The sequence below is a fragment of the Sulfurospirillum sp. HTRB-L1 genome (assembly GCF_059415125.1).
This window is the reverse complement of record NZ_JCAHZR010000004.1, coordinates 18,040-34,159: the sequence shown is the minus strand read 5'-3', so window position 1 is coordinate 34,159 and position 16,120 is coordinate 18,040. Positions and strand designations below refer to the sequence as shown.

Here is a 16,120-nt window from a genome sequence, read left to right as displayed (position 1 = left end):
GTTATTCAGGATTTTTTAAGGGTTACCGTGCAAGTTTAAAGGCGCGAAGGTTTTCCTCAAGGTGCGAAGCAGAGCCGTTGAGCTTGGAGGCTAGGGAGAGCATTTTAGACGTTACGCTTTCCATGGACGCCGCTTCTTTAGAGAGTCCCTCGGTGACGGAGAGAATCGCGGTGGTTTGGGTACGTTGGTCTTTGGCGTGGGATTGGATGCCAAGCAAGTCTTTTTCTACGGCTTGGACGCCACTGTTGGTCACTTCAAAGGCTTTAAGCGCCGCTTGGGTGTCGCCGATGACGTGTTGCAAGCTCGAAGCATTTTGCTCGATGTTAGAAGAAACATCTTTAGCAGAAGAGCGAATCATAGCAACGATGTGTTCGATGTTGGTGGTCGCTTTTTGGGACATTTCGGCCAAGTGGCGTACTTCATCGGCTACGACCGCAAAACCGCGTCCGTGTTCCCCTGCGCGCGCGGCTTCAATGGCGGCGTTGAGGGCTAAAAGGTTGGTTTGGTCACTGATGTCTTCGATGCTTAGCAAGATGGTCGCTACCTCGGTGGTGGCGCTTTCTAAAGAGCGGGCAAGCTCAAGCATCTGTGCCGAGTCTACCGAAACGCGTTCCAAATCTTGCAAGGCTTCGGTGACTTTGACGATGGAAGCGGCATTTTCTTTCAACAAAGCTTGGGAGTCTTGGATGGTTTTGGACGTCGTCGTGTCGATTTGTTCGCTAATGGTCGCGATGGCATGGTTGCGTGTGGTGATGGCGTGGGTTTGTTCTAGCATAGATTTTGCCGTATTTTCAAGCTCTTTAGCCGTGCTATCAACCACAGAAGCGACGGATTTTACCTCTCCTGAGGTGTTCACAACAAGGCCAAGTTTGGAGCTTAAGGTTTGGACGATGGTGTTAAACAAGGTACCAAGGTTGGAGATTTCATCGCCTCCTTTGAAGTCAAGCTTGCCTGTAAAATCCCCTTGGGACATGCCATTAAATGCCCGTGAGAAGACTTTGAGTTGGGTCACAAGAAGACGGGGAAAAAAGACCGCCAAAAAGAGCATGATGGCGGCCACACCCATGGCAATAACATTTAAAATGGTCATGGTTTTACTAAGGGCATCGTTGCGTTCTTTAAGGGTTTCTACCCCTTTTAAAGTGTGCCGTTGGATGGTGAGTGCCTTGGCGATCACCTCGGTGCGGTTGGCTTCGTTGGTAAGGATGGTTGTCGTGACCTCTTCAATAAGCCCAGCAAGTTTTGGACGCAAGGTGACAAGGGAAATCTGGCGCGCCCGCTCGTCTTGGTTTTGGATAATGAGGCTATCCATTTGAGCAAAATCGTTGGCGATGGTTTCTAATTGCCCTTTACATGTAAGGCACTGGGAAAACCCGTTTGCTTGGGCAAGTAAGCGTTCAAAGTCGAGGTAATAGGCCCCATCTTGCAAGGAGGCATAGTGTTGTTGGGAGGTTTGCATGCGCTCTAAAACAGCTTTAAGCTCCGTGTAGTACGTGATGGCACGTTGGACTTCGTTGAGGTCTTCAAGCTCTTTAATCTGACTCTCCACCTCTGATTCGATGGCGTTAAAGGTGCTTTGGATTTGGCGCTCGGAAAAGAAAAAAGAGACGGTCACAACGGTGCCATAGAGACCAAACATGAGAAAAAAGGAGAAGACAAGCAAAAAGATTTTAGTGACGAGTGTGAGTTTAAGTCCCATGTTATTCCCCTTCTCTCGCGGCGACAAAGGATTTGTTGATTTCCCTTTGCGCTTCTTTGGTGTAGACGTAGTTTAAAAATTCTTTTACATGTAAGGGAGGATTGCCCTTGGTGAGCAGCACTAAAGGGCGCGAAATGGGGTAGGTGCCATTGGCGATGGCTTCGTTGGTGGGCTCTGATCCGTCTATGGCCACGAAGGAAAGTCCTGCTTGGTTTTTGGCAAACACCATGCTCACCGGCGCGATAGCACCAGGAGTTTTGGCGACGTATTCAGCCATTTGCGCGGGCATGTCGATTTCGGTGATGGCAGGCGCGTAGGTGCCCACCAGGGTTTTGGTGTGAAAAACGATTTCCGTAAAGACAATCTGGGTTGCCCGCTTGTCCGCCAAAATTTCTACCACCACATCGATGGCTTGGTCATTTCCACCCACCTCTTTCCAGTTGGTAATCTTGCCTGAAAAGATATCGGCGAGTTGGCCCATGGTGAGAGATTTAAGGGGGTTTGACCCGTGGGTGATGACCGCAATAGCGTCATACCCGACGATAAAAAAGCGCAAATTTGCCTCGCGCATGGCAGAAGAGACGGGACTGGAAATCCCCGCGATGTCTGTTTGCCCCGCGATGAGTGCGGCCACACCGCGCCCCGAACCTGGATTGTCAATAGAACTAAAACGGTGGGATGATTTGTGTTCAAACTGTTTGGCAAGAACCGGAAAAAAGGTTTGCCCGATGGTAGAAGAACCCGAATAGGTGAGCTCGGCGCCCAAGAGTGGAAACACAAAACATGCCACAAAAAGAAGGATGCGCATCGTAAAATCCTTTAAAAAGAATGCCCTTGGCAGGCCAAATAATAATAGCACAATTGTAAGAAGATGCCTCCGATTTATACACATCGGAGGCGAAAAAACTAGCGGTTGTAACTTCCTTGGCTGTAATTGCCAACGTAGAAGACTTTAGGCTTTGTTCCTTTTTCAGGAAGCAAAACAGTAGGTTTATTGGCAGCAAGAATCATGGAGACCTCGCTACTCGCATCGTTCATATCTCCAAAGATACGCGCATCCGCTGGGCATGCCACCACACACGCAGGGGCGAGGCCTTTTTCCACACGGTGGTTACAGAAGGTACATTTTTCAACGGCCCCTTTGCCACGAATCGCCTCATAACCGTCTGCGCCACGCGCCGCGTTGAAGTTAGGAAATGGCGCGTTGGTGCGGTCGCTGAGCTCTTTCTTGGAGAACGTTCCGCCCTTGATGGCCACGCTAGTGTCGCCCACGTAATCGCTAAAGGCGTCTTTGCGGTTGTAGCTGATGACACCATAGGGGTCTGCCAACATACAGCTTTTGCATCCGATACAAATGCTCGGATCGTGCGCTACCATGCCATCTTTTGCGTAATGCATGGCGTGCGTAGGGCACACACGAACACATGGCGCGTCTTCGCAGTGGTTACACAGCGTTGGGACGTGCTTGTAGGTGACTTTAGGGAAGGTTCCCGACATTTCTGTAAAGTGATGTGCCCAGTTAATCCCTGTAGGGGTATTGTTTTCGCTTTTGCAAGCAAGGTCACATGCGCCACAACCTACACATTGGTGGAGGTCGATAATCATTGCATATTTTTTTGCCATGGTTTATCCTTCCCTATATCTTTTCGATTTTAACACGCGCATTACCGCCGTGGCGTGGCGTAGAACCACTCAAACGCTCGTAATCGTACGCGTGGAGTTCGTTATTGTTGCCACCGCGTGCTTTGGCGCCAAACACTTCAGAACCGACCCGTCCGTAAGCCCAGTGGCCTTGGCCGTAGCATTTGATGATGACACCAGGACGGGTGCCTTCCCAGATTTTGACTTCGCTTTCGATACTGCCTTGAACCGAAGTGATGCGAATTTTATCGCCATCTTTGAGGCCGTATTTTTTGGCATCAATGGGGTTAAGTTTGGTGACGTCTTTGTTGGCCACGTCCCCTGGGTCTACGTCTTTCATTTCGTAGTACCATGGGGTGTTTTGGCTTCGGCCTTCACGGTTAAGGCGTGAGCGGTGTTCAGCAAAAATGAGCGGATAGGTTGCCGCGTCCCCGTGGCGCACAGGCGGTTCGTAGTGGGCTACATAGCCAAGCTCACCTCTACATGTATAGTTAGCCGCTTCAAAGGCTTCATCCACGGTGATGCCGTTTTTGGCTGCGTGGTCTTCCATGACTTTTTTCAAGGTTTCGCTATAGAATTCAAACTTCTTTGTAGCGGTTGGGAAATTGTCGATTTTTTTACCAATAGAGTAAGGTTTGGACGTCCACACGCCTTTTTCAAGCAACTCTTCCCAACTGTTGATGCTGTCACCCTTGCTGTTACTGCTGCCATCCCAAATAGGTTGTGTGGCGCGCTTCACGGCAAAAATATCAAACTCTTCAGGTGTCTCAGGTGTTTTGCCTGTGACGGGGTCTTTAAAGTTGTCTTGCATCCAACGAAGGGGGTCAGTAAACCCTTTTTTAGCCAAGGCTTGGGCAATCATGAACGGAATCTCTGTCTCGTCCGTACGGCCATCCACATGGGATTTGATCATGGGTTGGTGCATAGAGAGGTAACCACGCATGTTTTGGCTTCCTTTAGTGTAGCCCCAGCGTTCAAACATGTGAAGTTTGGTAGGAAGTACGATGTCAGCGTACATGGTCATCTCAGCAAAGTTTGGGGTGATGTGGATGTAAAAAGGCAATTTTTCCATCGCTTTTTCCCACACATCCGAACCATTAATAGAGAAAACAAAGTTGTTCCAGTAGCCCATGGCCAGTTTAAGGTCATAGGGGTCTTCTTCAAGGATGGAACTTGCTACACGGGCCGTGACAACTCCGCCCCCACTTTTTTTATTCAATGCGGCAAATTGCGGTGTGCCACGTTTGTCGATTTTTTTGCGTTTAGCGGCTGCAGCGATTTGTTCAGACATGTAACCATCTACTTTAGCTGCACCTTTAGAAGGGGCACCTGAACCGTCCAAAACACCACCCACTGCTTCGATAGAACCTACAAGGCCGTTAAGGACTTCACCGGCAAAAGAACCATAGGCCCCTCGGATTTGCATACACGCCCCTGGACTTACCCAAGAGATAGCTTTGCTTCCTGCGGCGGCAAATTCGCGCGCTACTTTACGGATGTCTTCTGCACTGATTCCTGTGATGGGTTCTGCCCACTCGGGGGTGCGATCAAACACGGCAAGATTCCACCACTGCACTACGCCATGGGTGTGGATTTCATTAAACACGAGTGGTGTGTTGTCTTCGCCTACGGTCTCAGGGACGAGTGCGCCGGGAATAAAATAGTTTTTATTGTCGGCAAAGTTACCCACAAAGCCTTTGTTCCACAAGCCTTCGCTCATGATAACGTGGGCAATGGCCGTCGCTAAGGCGCTGTCGGTTCCTGGGATGATGGGTAACCATCGGCTTGCTTTTGCAGCAGTGGCAGACAAGCGTGGGTCGATGACGGTCATGCGACCGTTTTTGTTGAGTTCACCCAGTTTTTTCATAAACCAAGGGGTTTGGCGGTTTGAAGCAACCCCATCCCATCCCCAAGCGAGGAAGTATTGGGTGTTTTCTAAGTCCGCATCGGCGTATCCCCAGTAGCCTCGGGTGTACATACGGCCAAATTTTTCGGCTTCAGCACAGATGGAGCTGTGTGAGATGTTGTTCGGGCTTCCGATAAGCTTAGGAAAGCTTCCATAAAGGATGTCGTTCATGTGGGTATAGCGACCGCGCATGAGGCAGAATTTATGGGTCTCGTCGGTTTTGACAAGGTCTAAAATCTTATCGGCGATGGTATTGATAGCTTCATCCCAAGAAATAGGAACAAACTGAGGGTCAACGCCACGTCCTTTTTTAGGGTTAGTGCGTTTCATGGGTTGTTTGACACGGTCTGGGTCATACACTTGTTGCAATGCAAGGTGTGGACGAGGACAGATGCGTCCACCGTTGGCAGAAAGGGGATTGCCGCGCATTTTGACGACTTTGCCATCCACCACTAAGCCCTGGACTGCACACCAACTTGTACAGCCTTGACAGGTGGAGCCTACCCATTTTCCTGCTTCGCCTTCATAAGCGAGTTCACCTGTTTTGGCTTCCGCTTTAGGCGTGAAGACAGAAGTGGTTGCCGCGACTGCTGCTGTTGCTGCAGAGGTTTTGATAAAATCACGTCGATTCATACTCATTGCTGACTCCTTATACCGCTTGCCCAAGATAGACAATTAGATTTTTTAATACAAAACTTCCCACAAGAAACAACACGCTCGCTGGGATGACCACGGATTTAACCGTTACTTTTTTCATCAGTGCCATGGTGAAGAGCACAAGAGGGATGATTAAGCCCGCAATGGCGATAAAAAGTTCCATGCTAAAGCTTCCAAACAAGGTCGCATACATGGTTTTTGAAGCCAAATCATTCAACCCAAGGGAGTAAATCCATGCCACGATAATGGCAAGGTTAAGGGTGATGAGTGCGTTTCCGATGACGGGAACTTTGAGGTTTTCCAAAATGGCATCAAACTCTTCGCTTCCATAGGAAAGCAAAAGGGCGACCATGGCACCACCAAGCATAGAAGAAACCATAAACATGACAGGAATCGCGCCATTCCAAGGCTCAATGCCAATACCTGCAAGCAACATACCGTGGTAAAAACCAATGAGTCCTGCCAAGGTCGCACCAATGTACATTAGCGTGCCTGAAATCGCCTCAACACCTTTGGTGAGTGCAAGGAAAGCAATCCAAACTGCAAGGGCTGTAAAGATACCTTGTAAGAAGATACCAATAGACATGACAGAGGAGGGATTGACGTAAATCGCTGTCATGATGATATTAAAAGGTCTTCCCAATTCTGTGAGCAGAAGCAGTAAGCCTGCGATGACAAGCACCGGCGCAATCACCATCGCTTTTTTGATGGTAGAAGCGTACGTTTGCGATCCCATGTAGAACAAAATCGCACCAAAGATAAAGGCGCCAACGCCCAATCCTCCCAAAAACACATCGAGTGAAACTCGAACATCCCACAATAATTCCATCGTGGACTCCTTTAAAGAAAGATAAACACAATCTCATGTACAATCTCCTATAGGCAAAAAGTGTTCCAAAAATACAAATCCCTAAATTTGGGGATTTGAAGCTATCTTGTAAGGAAAATCCCATGAAAATTGGTAAAAAATTTACCAGCACCTGTCAGAAAATTACCATGGCATTGTTGTGCTTTTTTGTCCCAGCCCTTGCCAGTGCTGCGCCCAATATTACCCTTGGGTTGACCGGGACCGTGTTTAAGGATGATTTGGAAAATTTTATGAAACTTGAGCAGTACTTGGAGGAAAAGACCCCCTTTGGTGTGTCGGTTATTTTTTCCAAAACCTACGCCCAAATGATTTCCCTCATCGAAAACAAAACAGTCGATGTGGCCTACGTGTGCAATTCGACGTACACCAAACTAGAACAAAACAAGACAGGAAAACTCTTGGTGATTCCTATTGTGGCGGGGGTGGACCAGTACTACTCCTATACCATTGTAAAAAAAGAGGCGCCCTTTGCCAAACTTGACGATTTTAAAGATAAGATTTTTGCCTTCACAGACCCTGATTCTAACTCAGGTTCCATCGCCCCTAAATATTATTTGTACACTAATGGCTTTGGTGTGGAAGGGTTTTTTCACCGTTCTATCTACACTTTTGAGCACGGCGAGTCTATTAAAGCGGTGCTAGAAGGGTTTGTGGATGGGGCGAGTGTGGACAGCATTGTGTACCATACCTTCATGGAAAAATACCCCGAGGCTAGAGGGAAACTTAAGGTCATTCAGATTTTAGGCCCCTTTGCCAACTCACCTATCGCGGTGCGCCAAGGGTTGAGTGAGGCGGTGTTTGAAGAGCTTCAACGGACCCTCTCCACCATGCACCTTAATCAAAAAGGGCGGGAGATTTTGGCCAAGATGGGGCTAGACCGTTTTGATGTGCCCTCAACCCAAGATTATGAGCCAGTGCGCGTGATGATTGAGTATTTGGAGCAACGTTAAGGGATGAAACGCCTGATTCGGTTTTTGCAAAGCTTTTCCCTTAAAATCAAACTCGCCGTGCTGATTACTTTTTTGGTGGGATGTATCTCGTCCATCGCCATCGTGCTCTCCTTGGACATGGCCAAAAACCAAGCGGATAGGCTGATTGATGATTTGATTGAAACGACCATTTTATCAAACTCCGCGTACGTGGGAGACTTTATTTTAACTGACAACCGGTGGGAGATTTTCAAGTTTTTAAAAAGCTTAACCAGTTCTCAACTCATCGAAGAAGCGGGATTTACCAAGCCAGATAGAATGATTGTCGCCCACACCGATACGGCAACGTTTCGCATGGGGAGTGAATTTATTGACCAGCCAAAATACGAAATGATTCCGTTGTATAAAGACGGGGTGATGTTAGGGTTTTTTGCCCTGAAGCTTAAAAAGCAGTCTTTGTTTGAACTCATTGTTGAGATGTTTTTTGTGCAGATTTTGCTGATGATTGGGTTTGGGGTCGTTGCCCTTGTGATTGCGCGGTATTTTGTCATCAAGACCATCGACCGCTTGAATTTAGTCGTCAACAATACCCGTGCGGTTGCCCAAAAAGAGTGGGAAAATATCTTGCCCTACGAGGGGGATGAAAAAGATGAAATCACCGTCTTGCTGGAAAATACGACCGAGCTCATGCACGACATCCGCAGTGCCATGGAGCACGAGGAAAAACTCAAAGAGTTTTACCATTCGGTGCTCTCAAAAGTTGACACGCTCATCATCATTTTTGACGCACAGATGCGGATTCAGTTTCACAACCACCACCCCTTGCACAGTAGCGTTTTAGACCCGCGCTTGCACACTTTTTTTCCAAAGATTGCGGAAAAACTTAAAGAAATCATGGAAGAAGAGACCCAAACCCTTGCCATCCCTTCCGCGTACAATGAAGGTAAAAAACCCCTCTCTTTGTTATTGCGCGTTGAGCGCATTCAAGAAAACTACGTGGCGACTATTTTGGACATCACGACCCTTAAAAAAGAAGAAAAAGACGCGCGGATTTTGCATTCGCTCAACGCCGTGGGAGAGATTAGTGCCTCGTTTGCCCATGAGATTAAAAACCTGCTTCAACCTTTAAAACTCTTGCTGCCCAAAGAGGGATTGCCTGACAAAGAAGACTTGCCCATCATCCACACTACCTTGGCACGCATGGACGGACAGGTGAGCGATTTTCTCTCCCTTGGGCGTCCTGTGGTGGCCTCGGGTGTGGTGAGCTCTATTAATCCTATTGTGCGCGAAGTGAACGAACGGCTTTCTAAAAAGATGAAGCAAAAAGCCTTACATGTAAAGGTAGATGCAAAAGAAGCGTTTTGTGTCGCCCTTGACCCCGAAGCCTTGCATTTGATTTTTGCGAACCTTCTTTCTAATGCTATCGAAGCGGCCTTTGAGGGGACGACCATCCTTGTCACCCTAGAGCGCCAAGGGCGAAAACGGGTGCATATTAGTGTCTCAAACCACGGCGACCCTGTGCCAGAATCCGTGCGTAAAAACTTTTTTAAACCCTTTTTCACTACCAAAAAAGAGGGCTCAGGATTGGGGTTATTTACGGTGTATAAAATCGTCTACTTAAACCACGGCTTCATGGAAGTGGAACAGCAAGGCGACATGATAACCTTTCATCTTTTCTTACCCTTAGAGGAGTGCGCATGCGTATAGCCGTCATTGATGACCAGCCCGATATTCGCTATTCGGTTGCCAAAATCTTAAAACGCCACGGACACGAGGCCATCGCCTTTGAGGGAACGGAAGCAGAATTGTGCGAAACCCTTAGCTCGCAGGGGATTGATTTGCTGATTGTGGACGTGCAACTTGGCGTGGAGCTTAGCGGGATTGACATCATCAGAGAGCTGAAAAAAACTTCCCAAATGCCCATCATTTTGATGACCGCGTACACCACGGCGCAAAACATGATTGAAGCGTCTAAGCTTGGGGTGCAAAACATCTTAAAAAAACCCTTTGACGAAGAGGCGCTCATGGAGCTTGTGACGCCTTACGAACAACGCACGCAAGAGGAAGTGCCTCCTGAACCTTTAAACACAGGGGAGAGTTTTGTGGGTTCTTATGAAACCATGAAAGAGATTTATCGGCGCATTGGTTTGGCGGCCAATAACGACCTTAGCGTACTCATTTACGGGCAAACGGGCACGGGAAAGGAGCTCATCGCGGGACTCATTCACCAAAGCTCATCGCGCGCAAAACACCCTTTTGTGGCACTCAACTGCGCGGCGATTCCCCTAGAACTTTTTGAAAGCCAACTCTTTGGCCATGAAAAAGGCGCCTTTACAAGTGCCGATGCCCAGTACATTGGCTACGCAGAGCAAGTGGGTGAGGGAACCTTGTTTTTGGATGAGATTGGGGAGTTGGAACCCTTGGCGCAGGGCAAATTACTGCGTTTTTTAGAGACGCGCCAATTTCGGCGGGTGGGTGGCAAAGAAGACAAGGTGTTTTCAGGGCGCATTGTGAGCGCCACGAACATCAACTTGCACGAAAAGATTGAAGCAAAACTCTTTCGGGAAGATTTGTATTTTCGTTTGGCAATGCTGAGCATCGAAGCCCCCTCACTCAAAGAGCGTGCGCAAGATATTCCCATCCTTGTGTCGCATTTTATTGCAAAGGCAAACATAAGCTTACATGTAGAGATTGCAGGCATTACGTCCCAAGCCCTTGAGACCCTTAAAAATCGCCCTTGGAGTGGCAACATCCGCGAACTGCGCAACGCCGTGTTTGGCGCGTGTTTAAACCGTCAAAAGGGGATGTTAAAGGAAAAAGATTTTCCCCAAAAAGAGCGCGTGGTGGAAGATTGGGTGGGGCACCTTGAACTGGCGTTGCGCCAAGGCTTGGACCAAGGCTTGCCTTATGGTGATATTGACGCGAAGTTAGGCCAAACTTGGCTCAAAGTTGCCTATGAGGCAACCCCAAACCTCTCCAAATTGGCCGAAGCCTTAGGTGTGGCGCGACTGACCTTGCGCAAACGCCTCAAAGAAGCAGGATTGTACAATGAAGACTAATACTCCTCTACGCATCGCCTTTTTTGGTGTGGGGGCCGTGGGTGTGGTGATGGCGCGCGCCTTGTTTGAACTGTGCCATAAAAACACCCTTAAGAGCCCTTCTTTTGTCTTTGTGGTGCGTTCACGTGCGCGCGCGATGGGGTATTTTTTCAGAAACCCTGAGCTTTTGGAGCGCAGTACCTTTGTGGAGGTGGAGGCGTTTAGTGCGGTGTTTGAAGCCCCCGACGCCCATGTTAAAACCCTCGGTGCGTGCGACGTGTTGGTGAATGCTTCTGTGCCTTCCCTTAACCTTCCCATCATGGAACTCGCCCTTTTGTATGGGGCCCATTACGCGGATTTGGCCAGCGATATTTACACCCAAACTTTGTTGGACACAAAACGTTTTGCCCAACAAGACCACGCCAAGGCCTTTGAGGCCAAGGGGATTTTTGGGCTAATCAATCTGGGGATTTCCCCCGGCGTGAGCAATTTTCTCATCGGGGAGCGCATCGCCCATTTTCACAACCTTCCCTATGCGACGCGGGTGAAAAAAATCAGTATTCAACTGCTTGAAGAGATTTGTTCCAAAGCGTTGGTTTTTTCATGGGCGCCGCATGTGGCCATCGAAGAGATTTCCTTTAAACCTGTTTACCTCAAAAACCACAAAATCAAAACCTTGACTCCTTTTTCCAAGTCCAAAACCTACGCTTTTCCGTATTTTCAAAACAGCGTGGAAGTGTATCCTGTGTTTCAAGAAGAGGTGATTTCCCTCGCCCAAAGTTTCCCCCAAGTGCCTGAAATCCGCATGCACGTGGGCGGCAACGAGGTCGAGTTGATGAAAAACCTCTACCAGCTCAACCTCCTTTCTAACCGCTACTGCTACGGGTACCAAGACGCACAATTTTCCATCAGTTCTATCATCAAAGACGTCATTCCTAAGATGAAATCTCCCGAAGTGATTGAAGACTACATTCGCAACAAGACCATCAAACATGCCCACTTTTGCGCGGTGGCGGATTTGACTTTGGAGGTGCGCTACCCCAACACTCCCCAAAAAGTAACCTGCACCGAGTCGGTGGGCGTGAGCTTTGTGGACCTAACGAGCCTCATTAAAACGCCCTATTCGGGGGCGACGTACATCTCTTACCCCACAGGCATCGGGGCGGGTGTGTTGCTGTTTCACACGCTTATGTACGCGCACCACCACCCCCTTAAGGGCGTGTTGACAACCGAAGCTTTGCCGCCACTGTTTGGTCCTGCCTTGTGCGACGCCATCAAACGCGAACTTGGCATTTATAAACTCAACCTGTTTCACGCCATCGCCTCATGAATATTCTTTACATGTAAGGCTTATAGATAGCACTTACATGTAAAGAATGTCTGACTGGATAGCACTGTCCCACTGCGCCTATTCGCTCATTCTCGGTTTGTCGTCCTGACAAACCTCCGAGGGTTCTCGGCCAGCGCTCTCCTGAGCGCTTTATGGCCTCAAAAATCCGCTCACAGGCGCAGTGGGACAGTGCATTAACCTCATTTTAACACCGCGTTGGTTACACTTTTGCCCATGAAAACCCTAGTTTCTTCACCCGAAATTTCAGCCGCTTTAGCCTTTGACAAGGACCATTTGTGGCACCCGTACACGTCCATGACCAAGCCTCTTCCTGCCACGTTTATCAAAGGGGCCAAGGGGTGTTCTTTGGTCTTGGGTGATGATAGTCGCGTCATTGACGGGATGGCCTCGTGGTGGTGTGCCATTCACGGGTACAACCACCCTGTGCTTAACCGCGCCATCAAAACCCAGCTCTCTTCCATGGCACACGTGATGTTTGGAGGGTTGACCCATGGGCCTGCTGTTGAACTAGGCAAAGCGCTCCTTGCCATCACGCCGCCTTCGTTGGAGAAGATTTTTTACGCGGATTCGGGTTCGGTGGCGGTGGAAGTGGCGTTAAAAATGGCGGTGCAGTATTGGTTTGCCAAAGACCGCCCCCACAAGAACAACTTTCTCACCCTGCGCCAAGGTTACCACGGTGACACGTGGAACACCATGTCTGTGAGTGACCCCGAAACAGGGATGCACCGTATCTTTGGGCCCGCACTTCCCAAACGGCTGTTTGCCCCTGCGCCCCAGTCTCTCTTTGGAGGCGAATGGAACGAAGAAGATGCCCATGCGCTTGAAACCTTTTTAAAAGCCCACCACCGCGAACTTGCCGCGTTTATTTTAGAGCCTATCGTCCAAGGGGCGGGCGGGATGCGCTTTTACCATCCCACCTACCTCAAGCGCGCCAAAGCCTTGTGCGAGGCGTACGAAGTGTTGCTCATTTTTGATGAGATTGCCACGGGGTTTGGGCGTACGGGCAAGCTCTTTGCGTGTGAACATGCGGGTGTGGAGCCTGATATTATGTGCATTGGCAAAGCCTTGACAGGCGGGTATATGACCCTCTCCGCGGTGCTCTCAACCACAAAGGTGGCTCAGGGAATTTCAAGCAAATCCCCTGGTGTGTTCATGCACGGCCCCACATTCATGGCCAACCCGCTTGCGTGCGCGGTGGCCGCTGCGTCGGTGAAACTGTTGGTGGAAAGCCCGTGGGCCAAGCGGGTGCAAGGCATTGAGGCGGTACTGTGCAAGCATCTTTCCCCTCTTAGCGCGTTGCCCCATGTGGCCGATGTGCGGGTGCTTGGGGCGATTGGCGTGGTGGAACTACGCACGAACGTGGACGTGGAAAAGACGTGCGCATTGTTTTTAAACGAGGGCGTTTGGGTGCGTCCTTTTGGGAAACTGGTCTACGTGATGCCCCCTTTTATCATGAAAAAACGCGAACTCCTCCACCTTACACGTGCCATCGTGCGCGTCGTGCACGCTTTAGGGGAGTAAGCATGGAGAGATTTTTGCAAGAGCGTCTTGACGCGTTAGAAAAAAACGGGGGCAAACGCACCTTGCCAAATCCTTTACATGTAAAGCAGGGGCTAAACCTTGCTTCCAATGATTACCTGGGTCTTGCGTCTAATGCTTCCTTGCAACAAGAATTCTTACGCACCCTTGAAGACCAGCCTCCGCTTTTTTCAGCCTCTTCTTCGCGCCTTTTAACGGGCAACGTGCCCGCGTATGAAGCACTTGAAACCCTGTTGGCCCGGCTGTTTGGCACCCAAAGTGCGCTAGTGTTTAACAGCGGCTACCACATGAACGTAGGCATTTTGCCCGCTCTTTGTACCGACAAAACCCTCATCCTTGCGGACAAGCTGGTCCATGCGAGCTTGATTGATGGCATTCGCCTCTCTAGGGGCAAATTTTTGCGCTACGCCCACAACGACTTAAACCACCTCGAAACCTTGTTGCGTGCCCACCATGAGGCGTACGAGCATGTGATTGTAGTCACCGAGAGCATCTTTAGCATGGATGGAGACGAGGCGGATTTGAAAGGGTTGGTGGCCTTGAAACGCCGCTACGAAAAGGTGATGCTGTATGTAGATGAAGCCCATGGCGTAGGCGTACGCGGCGAGAGTGGGCTAGGATGCGCGCAGGCGTGCGGATGCATGGGAGAGATTGACATCTTGGCGGGAACCTTTGGTAAAGCCTTGGCGTCGGTGGGCGGGTACATCGCGTGTTCAGCGCTCATGCGGGAGTTTTTGGTCAACCATATGCGCACCCTCATCTTTACGACCGCCTTGCCGCCCATCAACTTGCTGTGGAGTGCCTTTGTGCTAGAACGCTTAAGCGGGTTTGAAAAAGAACGTGCCCAGTTGGCGCGGACGAGTGCACTTTTTCGCGAAGGGTTGACCCAAAAAGGGTACCCGCACCCCTCTTCGAGCCATATTATCCCGCTCATGGTGGGCGAAAACACCCCGACCCTTGAAAAGGCACGTGCCTTGCGGGCGCTTGGGTTTTACGCCTTGCCCATTCGCCCGCCTACAGTGCCCCAAGGCACCTCGCGCATCCGTTTTTCCCTGACCTCGTTGGTGGAAGAAACGCACATTCGCGCGATGTTGGACGTGCTCTGATGCAAACACGGTTTTTAGCCCAAGGGCAAGGGAGCCACGTGGTGGTGTTTTTTGCGGGATGGGGGATGGATGAGTGCCCTTTTGAAACCTTTAGCCCTTTGAGAAAAGACTTACTGGTGTGTTTTGATTACCGCCGTTTGGCGTTTGATAAAACCTTGCTAGAACCTTATGAGAGCATCGGCGTGGTGGGGTGGTCGATGGGCGTGTGGGCGGCGTGCGCGTGTGGCATCCTTAATGACCCGCGCGTGGTCCGTTCCTTGGCGTTTAATGGCACGCCAACTCCTGTGGATGATGCCAAAGGGATTGCAAGAGCCGTGTTTGAGGGAACCTTGGCGGGGCTAAATGAAATCACGTTAGAGAAATTTACCCGTCGCATGTGCGGGAATGCCTACGAAGAATTTAAGGCCCACGCGCCAAAGCGTTCGCTAGAGAGTGTGCGCGAAGAGTTGGCGTGGATAGGGGCGCAAGAGTGCGTGCCTTGTGCGTGGGATGAGGCGATGGTGGGGCGAAAAGACCGCATTTTTACCCCCCAAAACCAACGCGCAGGGTGGGAAGGGTTGGCTAGGGTTTGTGAAGTGGACGCAAACCATTACGACAAAACCGTGTTGGAGGCCTTGCTTGCCCGTGCCTAAAACCCTCATGGTCCAGCGGTTTGCCAAGGCGGCTACCTCTTACGAAGAGGCCGCAAAAGCCCAAGAAGCCATCGCTAAACGTTTTCTTGAACGCTTACATGTAAAGGGATTTCCACAGGGGTTGCGGGTCTTGGAAGTGGGGTGCGGGACGGGGCTGTTTTCGCGCCCCTTTAAAGAGCATTTTGCTCCAAGGGCGTTGACACTCAATGACATTTGCCCTTCCATGGAAGAAAAAATCGCCCCCTTGTGCGACGAACAGACCCGTTTTGAGGCAGGCGATGCCGAAAGCTTGGCCTTTGAGTTGCCCTATGATGCCCTCGTGTCGTGTTCGGCCTTGCAGTGGTTTGAGGCGCCCGAGGAGTTTTTAGCGCGCCTAGCAAAACCGGAGCTTTCATGGATAGCCTTTTGCGCGTTTGGGGAGGGCAATATGGGGGAAATCAAAGCGGTTTGCGGTGTGGGGCTTTCGTATCCTACGCCAAAAACGTGGGCAAGAATGGTGCCAGAAACCTTTGAAGTGCTCGTGTGCGAGGAGGAACGGCTCACCTTGTGGTTTGATTCGCCTTTGGATGTGTTGCGCCACGTGAAGGCCACGGGCGTGGGTGGCGTAGCGAAAGTGCGCTGGGGTAAAGCGGAACTGGGAGCGTTTTGCACCGCGTACGCTAAAGCCTTTGAAAAAAAAGGGAAGGTGCCCTTAACGTACCATCCGGTGTATGTCATCGCACGGAGAAAGCCGACACGTTAGTTGACTAAAATG

13 protein-coding genes are annotated in these 16,120 nt (G+C 50.0%); 8 read left to right on the top strand and 5 right to left on the bottom strand.

Annotated elements, in window-relative coordinates; genetic code table 11:
* Positions 1-22: 22 nt before the first annotated feature.
* The 5 genes from AC5SLM_RS07940 to nrfD form a co-directional block, all read right to left on the bottom strand.
* Positions 23-1,699: a methyl-accepting chemotaxis protein gene (locus AC5SLM_RS07940; RefSeq protein ID WP_495250410.1), complete on the bottom strand. Its 1,677-nt coding sequence runs from the start codon at positions 1,697-1,699 to the stop codon at positions 23-25.
* Between the two features lies 1 nt (position 1,700).
* Positions 1,701-2,507, bottom strand: a complete 807-nt coding sequence (locus tag AC5SLM_RS07935) for a phosphate ABC transporter substrate-binding protein (RefSeq protein WP_495250409.1) — start codon at positions 2,505-2,507, stop codon at positions 1,701-1,703.
* A 98-nt stretch (positions 2,508-2,605) separates the two neighbouring features.
* The gene (locus tag AC5SLM_RS07930; RefSeq protein WP_495250408.1) at positions 2,606-3,322 is read right to left on the bottom strand and encodes a 4Fe-4S dicluster domain-containing protein; all 717 of its coding nucleotides are present in this window, start codon (positions 3,320-3,322) and stop codon (positions 2,606-2,608) included.
* Positions 3,323-3,335: 13 nt separating this feature from the next.
* Positions 3,336-5,885 carry a molybdopterin-dependent oxidoreductase gene (locus tag AC5SLM_RS07925; protein ID WP_495250407.1) on the bottom strand — a complete coding sequence of 850 codons (2,550 nt, stop codon included), beginning with the start codon at positions 5,883-5,885 and terminating at the stop codon, positions 3,336-3,338.
* 10 nt (positions 5,886-5,895) lie between these two features.
* Complete coding sequence (gene nrfD, locus AC5SLM_RS07920; RefSeq protein WP_495250406.1) at positions 5,896-6,732, bottom strand: NrfD/PsrC family molybdoenzyme membrane anchor subunit; 837 nt, start codon at positions 6,730-6,732, stop codon at positions 5,896-5,898.
* A 122-nt stretch (positions 6,733-6,854) separates the two neighbouring features.
* Between nrfD and phnD the strand changes: the two genes are divergently transcribed.
* The 8 genes from phnD to bioC all read left to right on the top strand — a co-directional run bounded on the left by phnD (position 6,855) and on the right by bioC (position 16,108).
* On the top strand, positions 6,855-7,721 hold the full coding sequence (gene phnD, locus AC5SLM_RS07915) for a phosphate/phosphite/phosphonate ABC transporter substrate-binding protein (RefSeq protein WP_495250405.1): 867 nt from the start codon (positions 6,855-6,857) through the stop codon (positions 7,719-7,721).
* A gap of 3 nt (positions 7,722-7,724) precedes the next feature.
* Complete coding sequence (locus AC5SLM_RS07910) at positions 7,725-9,407, top strand: sensor histidine kinase (RefSeq protein WP_495250404.1); 1,683 nt, start codon at positions 7,725-7,727, stop codon at positions 9,405-9,407.
* Complete coding sequence (locus AC5SLM_RS07905; protein WP_495250403.1) at positions 9,398-10,759, top strand: sigma-54-dependent transcriptional regulator; 1,362 nt, start codon at positions 9,398-9,400, stop codon at positions 10,757-10,759. The genes AC5SLM_RS07910 and AC5SLM_RS07905 overlap by 10 nt, the downstream gene beginning before the upstream one ends.
* A complete protein-coding gene (locus AC5SLM_RS07900; protein WP_495250402.1) occupies positions 10,749-12,068 on the top strand; it encodes a saccharopine dehydrogenase NADP-binding domain-containing protein in 1,320 nt (439 codons plus the stop codon). The genes AC5SLM_RS07905 and AC5SLM_RS07900 overlap by 11 nt, the downstream gene beginning before the upstream one ends.
* 234 nt (positions 12,069-12,302) lie before the next feature.
* Positions 12,303-13,610 carry an adenosylmethionine--8-amino-7-oxononanoate transaminase gene (gene bioA / locus AC5SLM_RS07895; RefSeq protein ID WP_495250401.1) on the top strand — a complete coding sequence of 436 codons (1,308 nt, stop codon included), beginning with the start codon at positions 12,303-12,305 and terminating at the stop codon, positions 13,608-13,610.
* Positions 13,611-13,612: 2 nt separating this feature from the next.
* Positions 13,613-14,734, top strand: coding sequence for an aminotransferase class I/II-fold pyridoxal phosphate-dependent enzyme (locus tag AC5SLM_RS07890; RefSeq protein WP_495250400.1), 1,122 nt, complete (start codon positions 13,613-13,615; stop codon positions 14,732-14,734).
* Complete coding sequence (locus tag AC5SLM_RS07885; protein ID WP_495250399.1) at positions 14,734-15,366, top strand: pimeloyl-ACP methyl esterase BioG family protein; 633 nt, start codon at positions 14,734-14,736, stop codon at positions 15,364-15,366. The genes AC5SLM_RS07890 and AC5SLM_RS07885 overlap by 1 nt, the downstream gene beginning before the upstream one ends.
* Positions 15,359-16,108, top strand: a complete 750-nt coding sequence (gene bioC, locus AC5SLM_RS07880) for a malonyl-ACP O-methyltransferase BioC (RefSeq protein WP_495250398.1) — start codon at positions 15,359-15,361, stop codon at positions 16,106-16,108. Before AC5SLM_RS07885 ends, bioC begins: the two co-directional genes overlap by 8 nt.
* Positions 16,109-16,120 lie beyond the last annotated feature (12 nt).

Coding starts and splice junctions, on each gene's coding strand:
- phnD (WP_495250405.1), top strand. CDS start 6,855: ATGAAAATTGGTAAAAAATTTACCAGCACCTGTCAGAAAATTACCATG.
- bioA (WP_495250401.1), top strand. CDS start 12,303: ATGAAAACCCTAGTTTCTTCACCCGAAATTTCAGCCGCTTTAGCCTTT.
- AC5SLM_RS07900 (WP_495250402.1), top strand. CDS start 10,749: ATGAAGACTAATACTCCTCTACGCATCGCCTTTTTTGGTGTGGGGGCC.
- nrfD (WP_495250406.1), bottom strand. CDS start 6,732: ATGGAATTATTGTGGGATGTTCGAGTTTCACTCGATGTGTTTTTGGGA.
- AC5SLM_RS07930 (WP_495250408.1), bottom strand. CDS start 3,322: ATGGCAAAAAAATATGCAATGATTATCGACCTCCACCAATGTGTAGGT.
- AC5SLM_RS07935 (WP_495250409.1), bottom strand. CDS start 2,507: ATGCGCATCCTTCTTTTTGTGGCATGTTTTGTGTTTCCACTCTTGGGC.
- AC5SLM_RS07885 (WP_495250399.1), top strand. CDS start 14,734: ATGCAAACACGGTTTTTAGCCCAAGGGCAAGGGAGCCACGTGGTGGTG.
- AC5SLM_RS07910 (WP_495250404.1), top strand. CDS start 7,725: ATGAAACGCCTGATTCGGTTTTTGCAAAGCTTTTCCCTTAAAATCAAA.
- AC5SLM_RS07940 (WP_495250410.1), bottom strand. CDS start 1,699: ATGGGACTTAAACTCACACTCGTCACTAAAATCTTTTTGCTTGTCTTC.
- AC5SLM_RS07905 (WP_495250403.1), top strand. CDS start 9,398: ATGCGTATAGCCGTCATTGATGACCAGCCCGATATTCGCTATTCGGTT.
- AC5SLM_RS07925 (WP_495250407.1), bottom strand. CDS start 5,885: ATGAGTATGAATCGACGTGATTTTATCAAAACCTCTGCAGCAACAGCA.
- AC5SLM_RS07890 (WP_495250400.1), top strand. CDS start 13,613: ATGGAGAGATTTTTGCAAGAGCGTCTTGACGCGTTAGAAAAAAACGGG.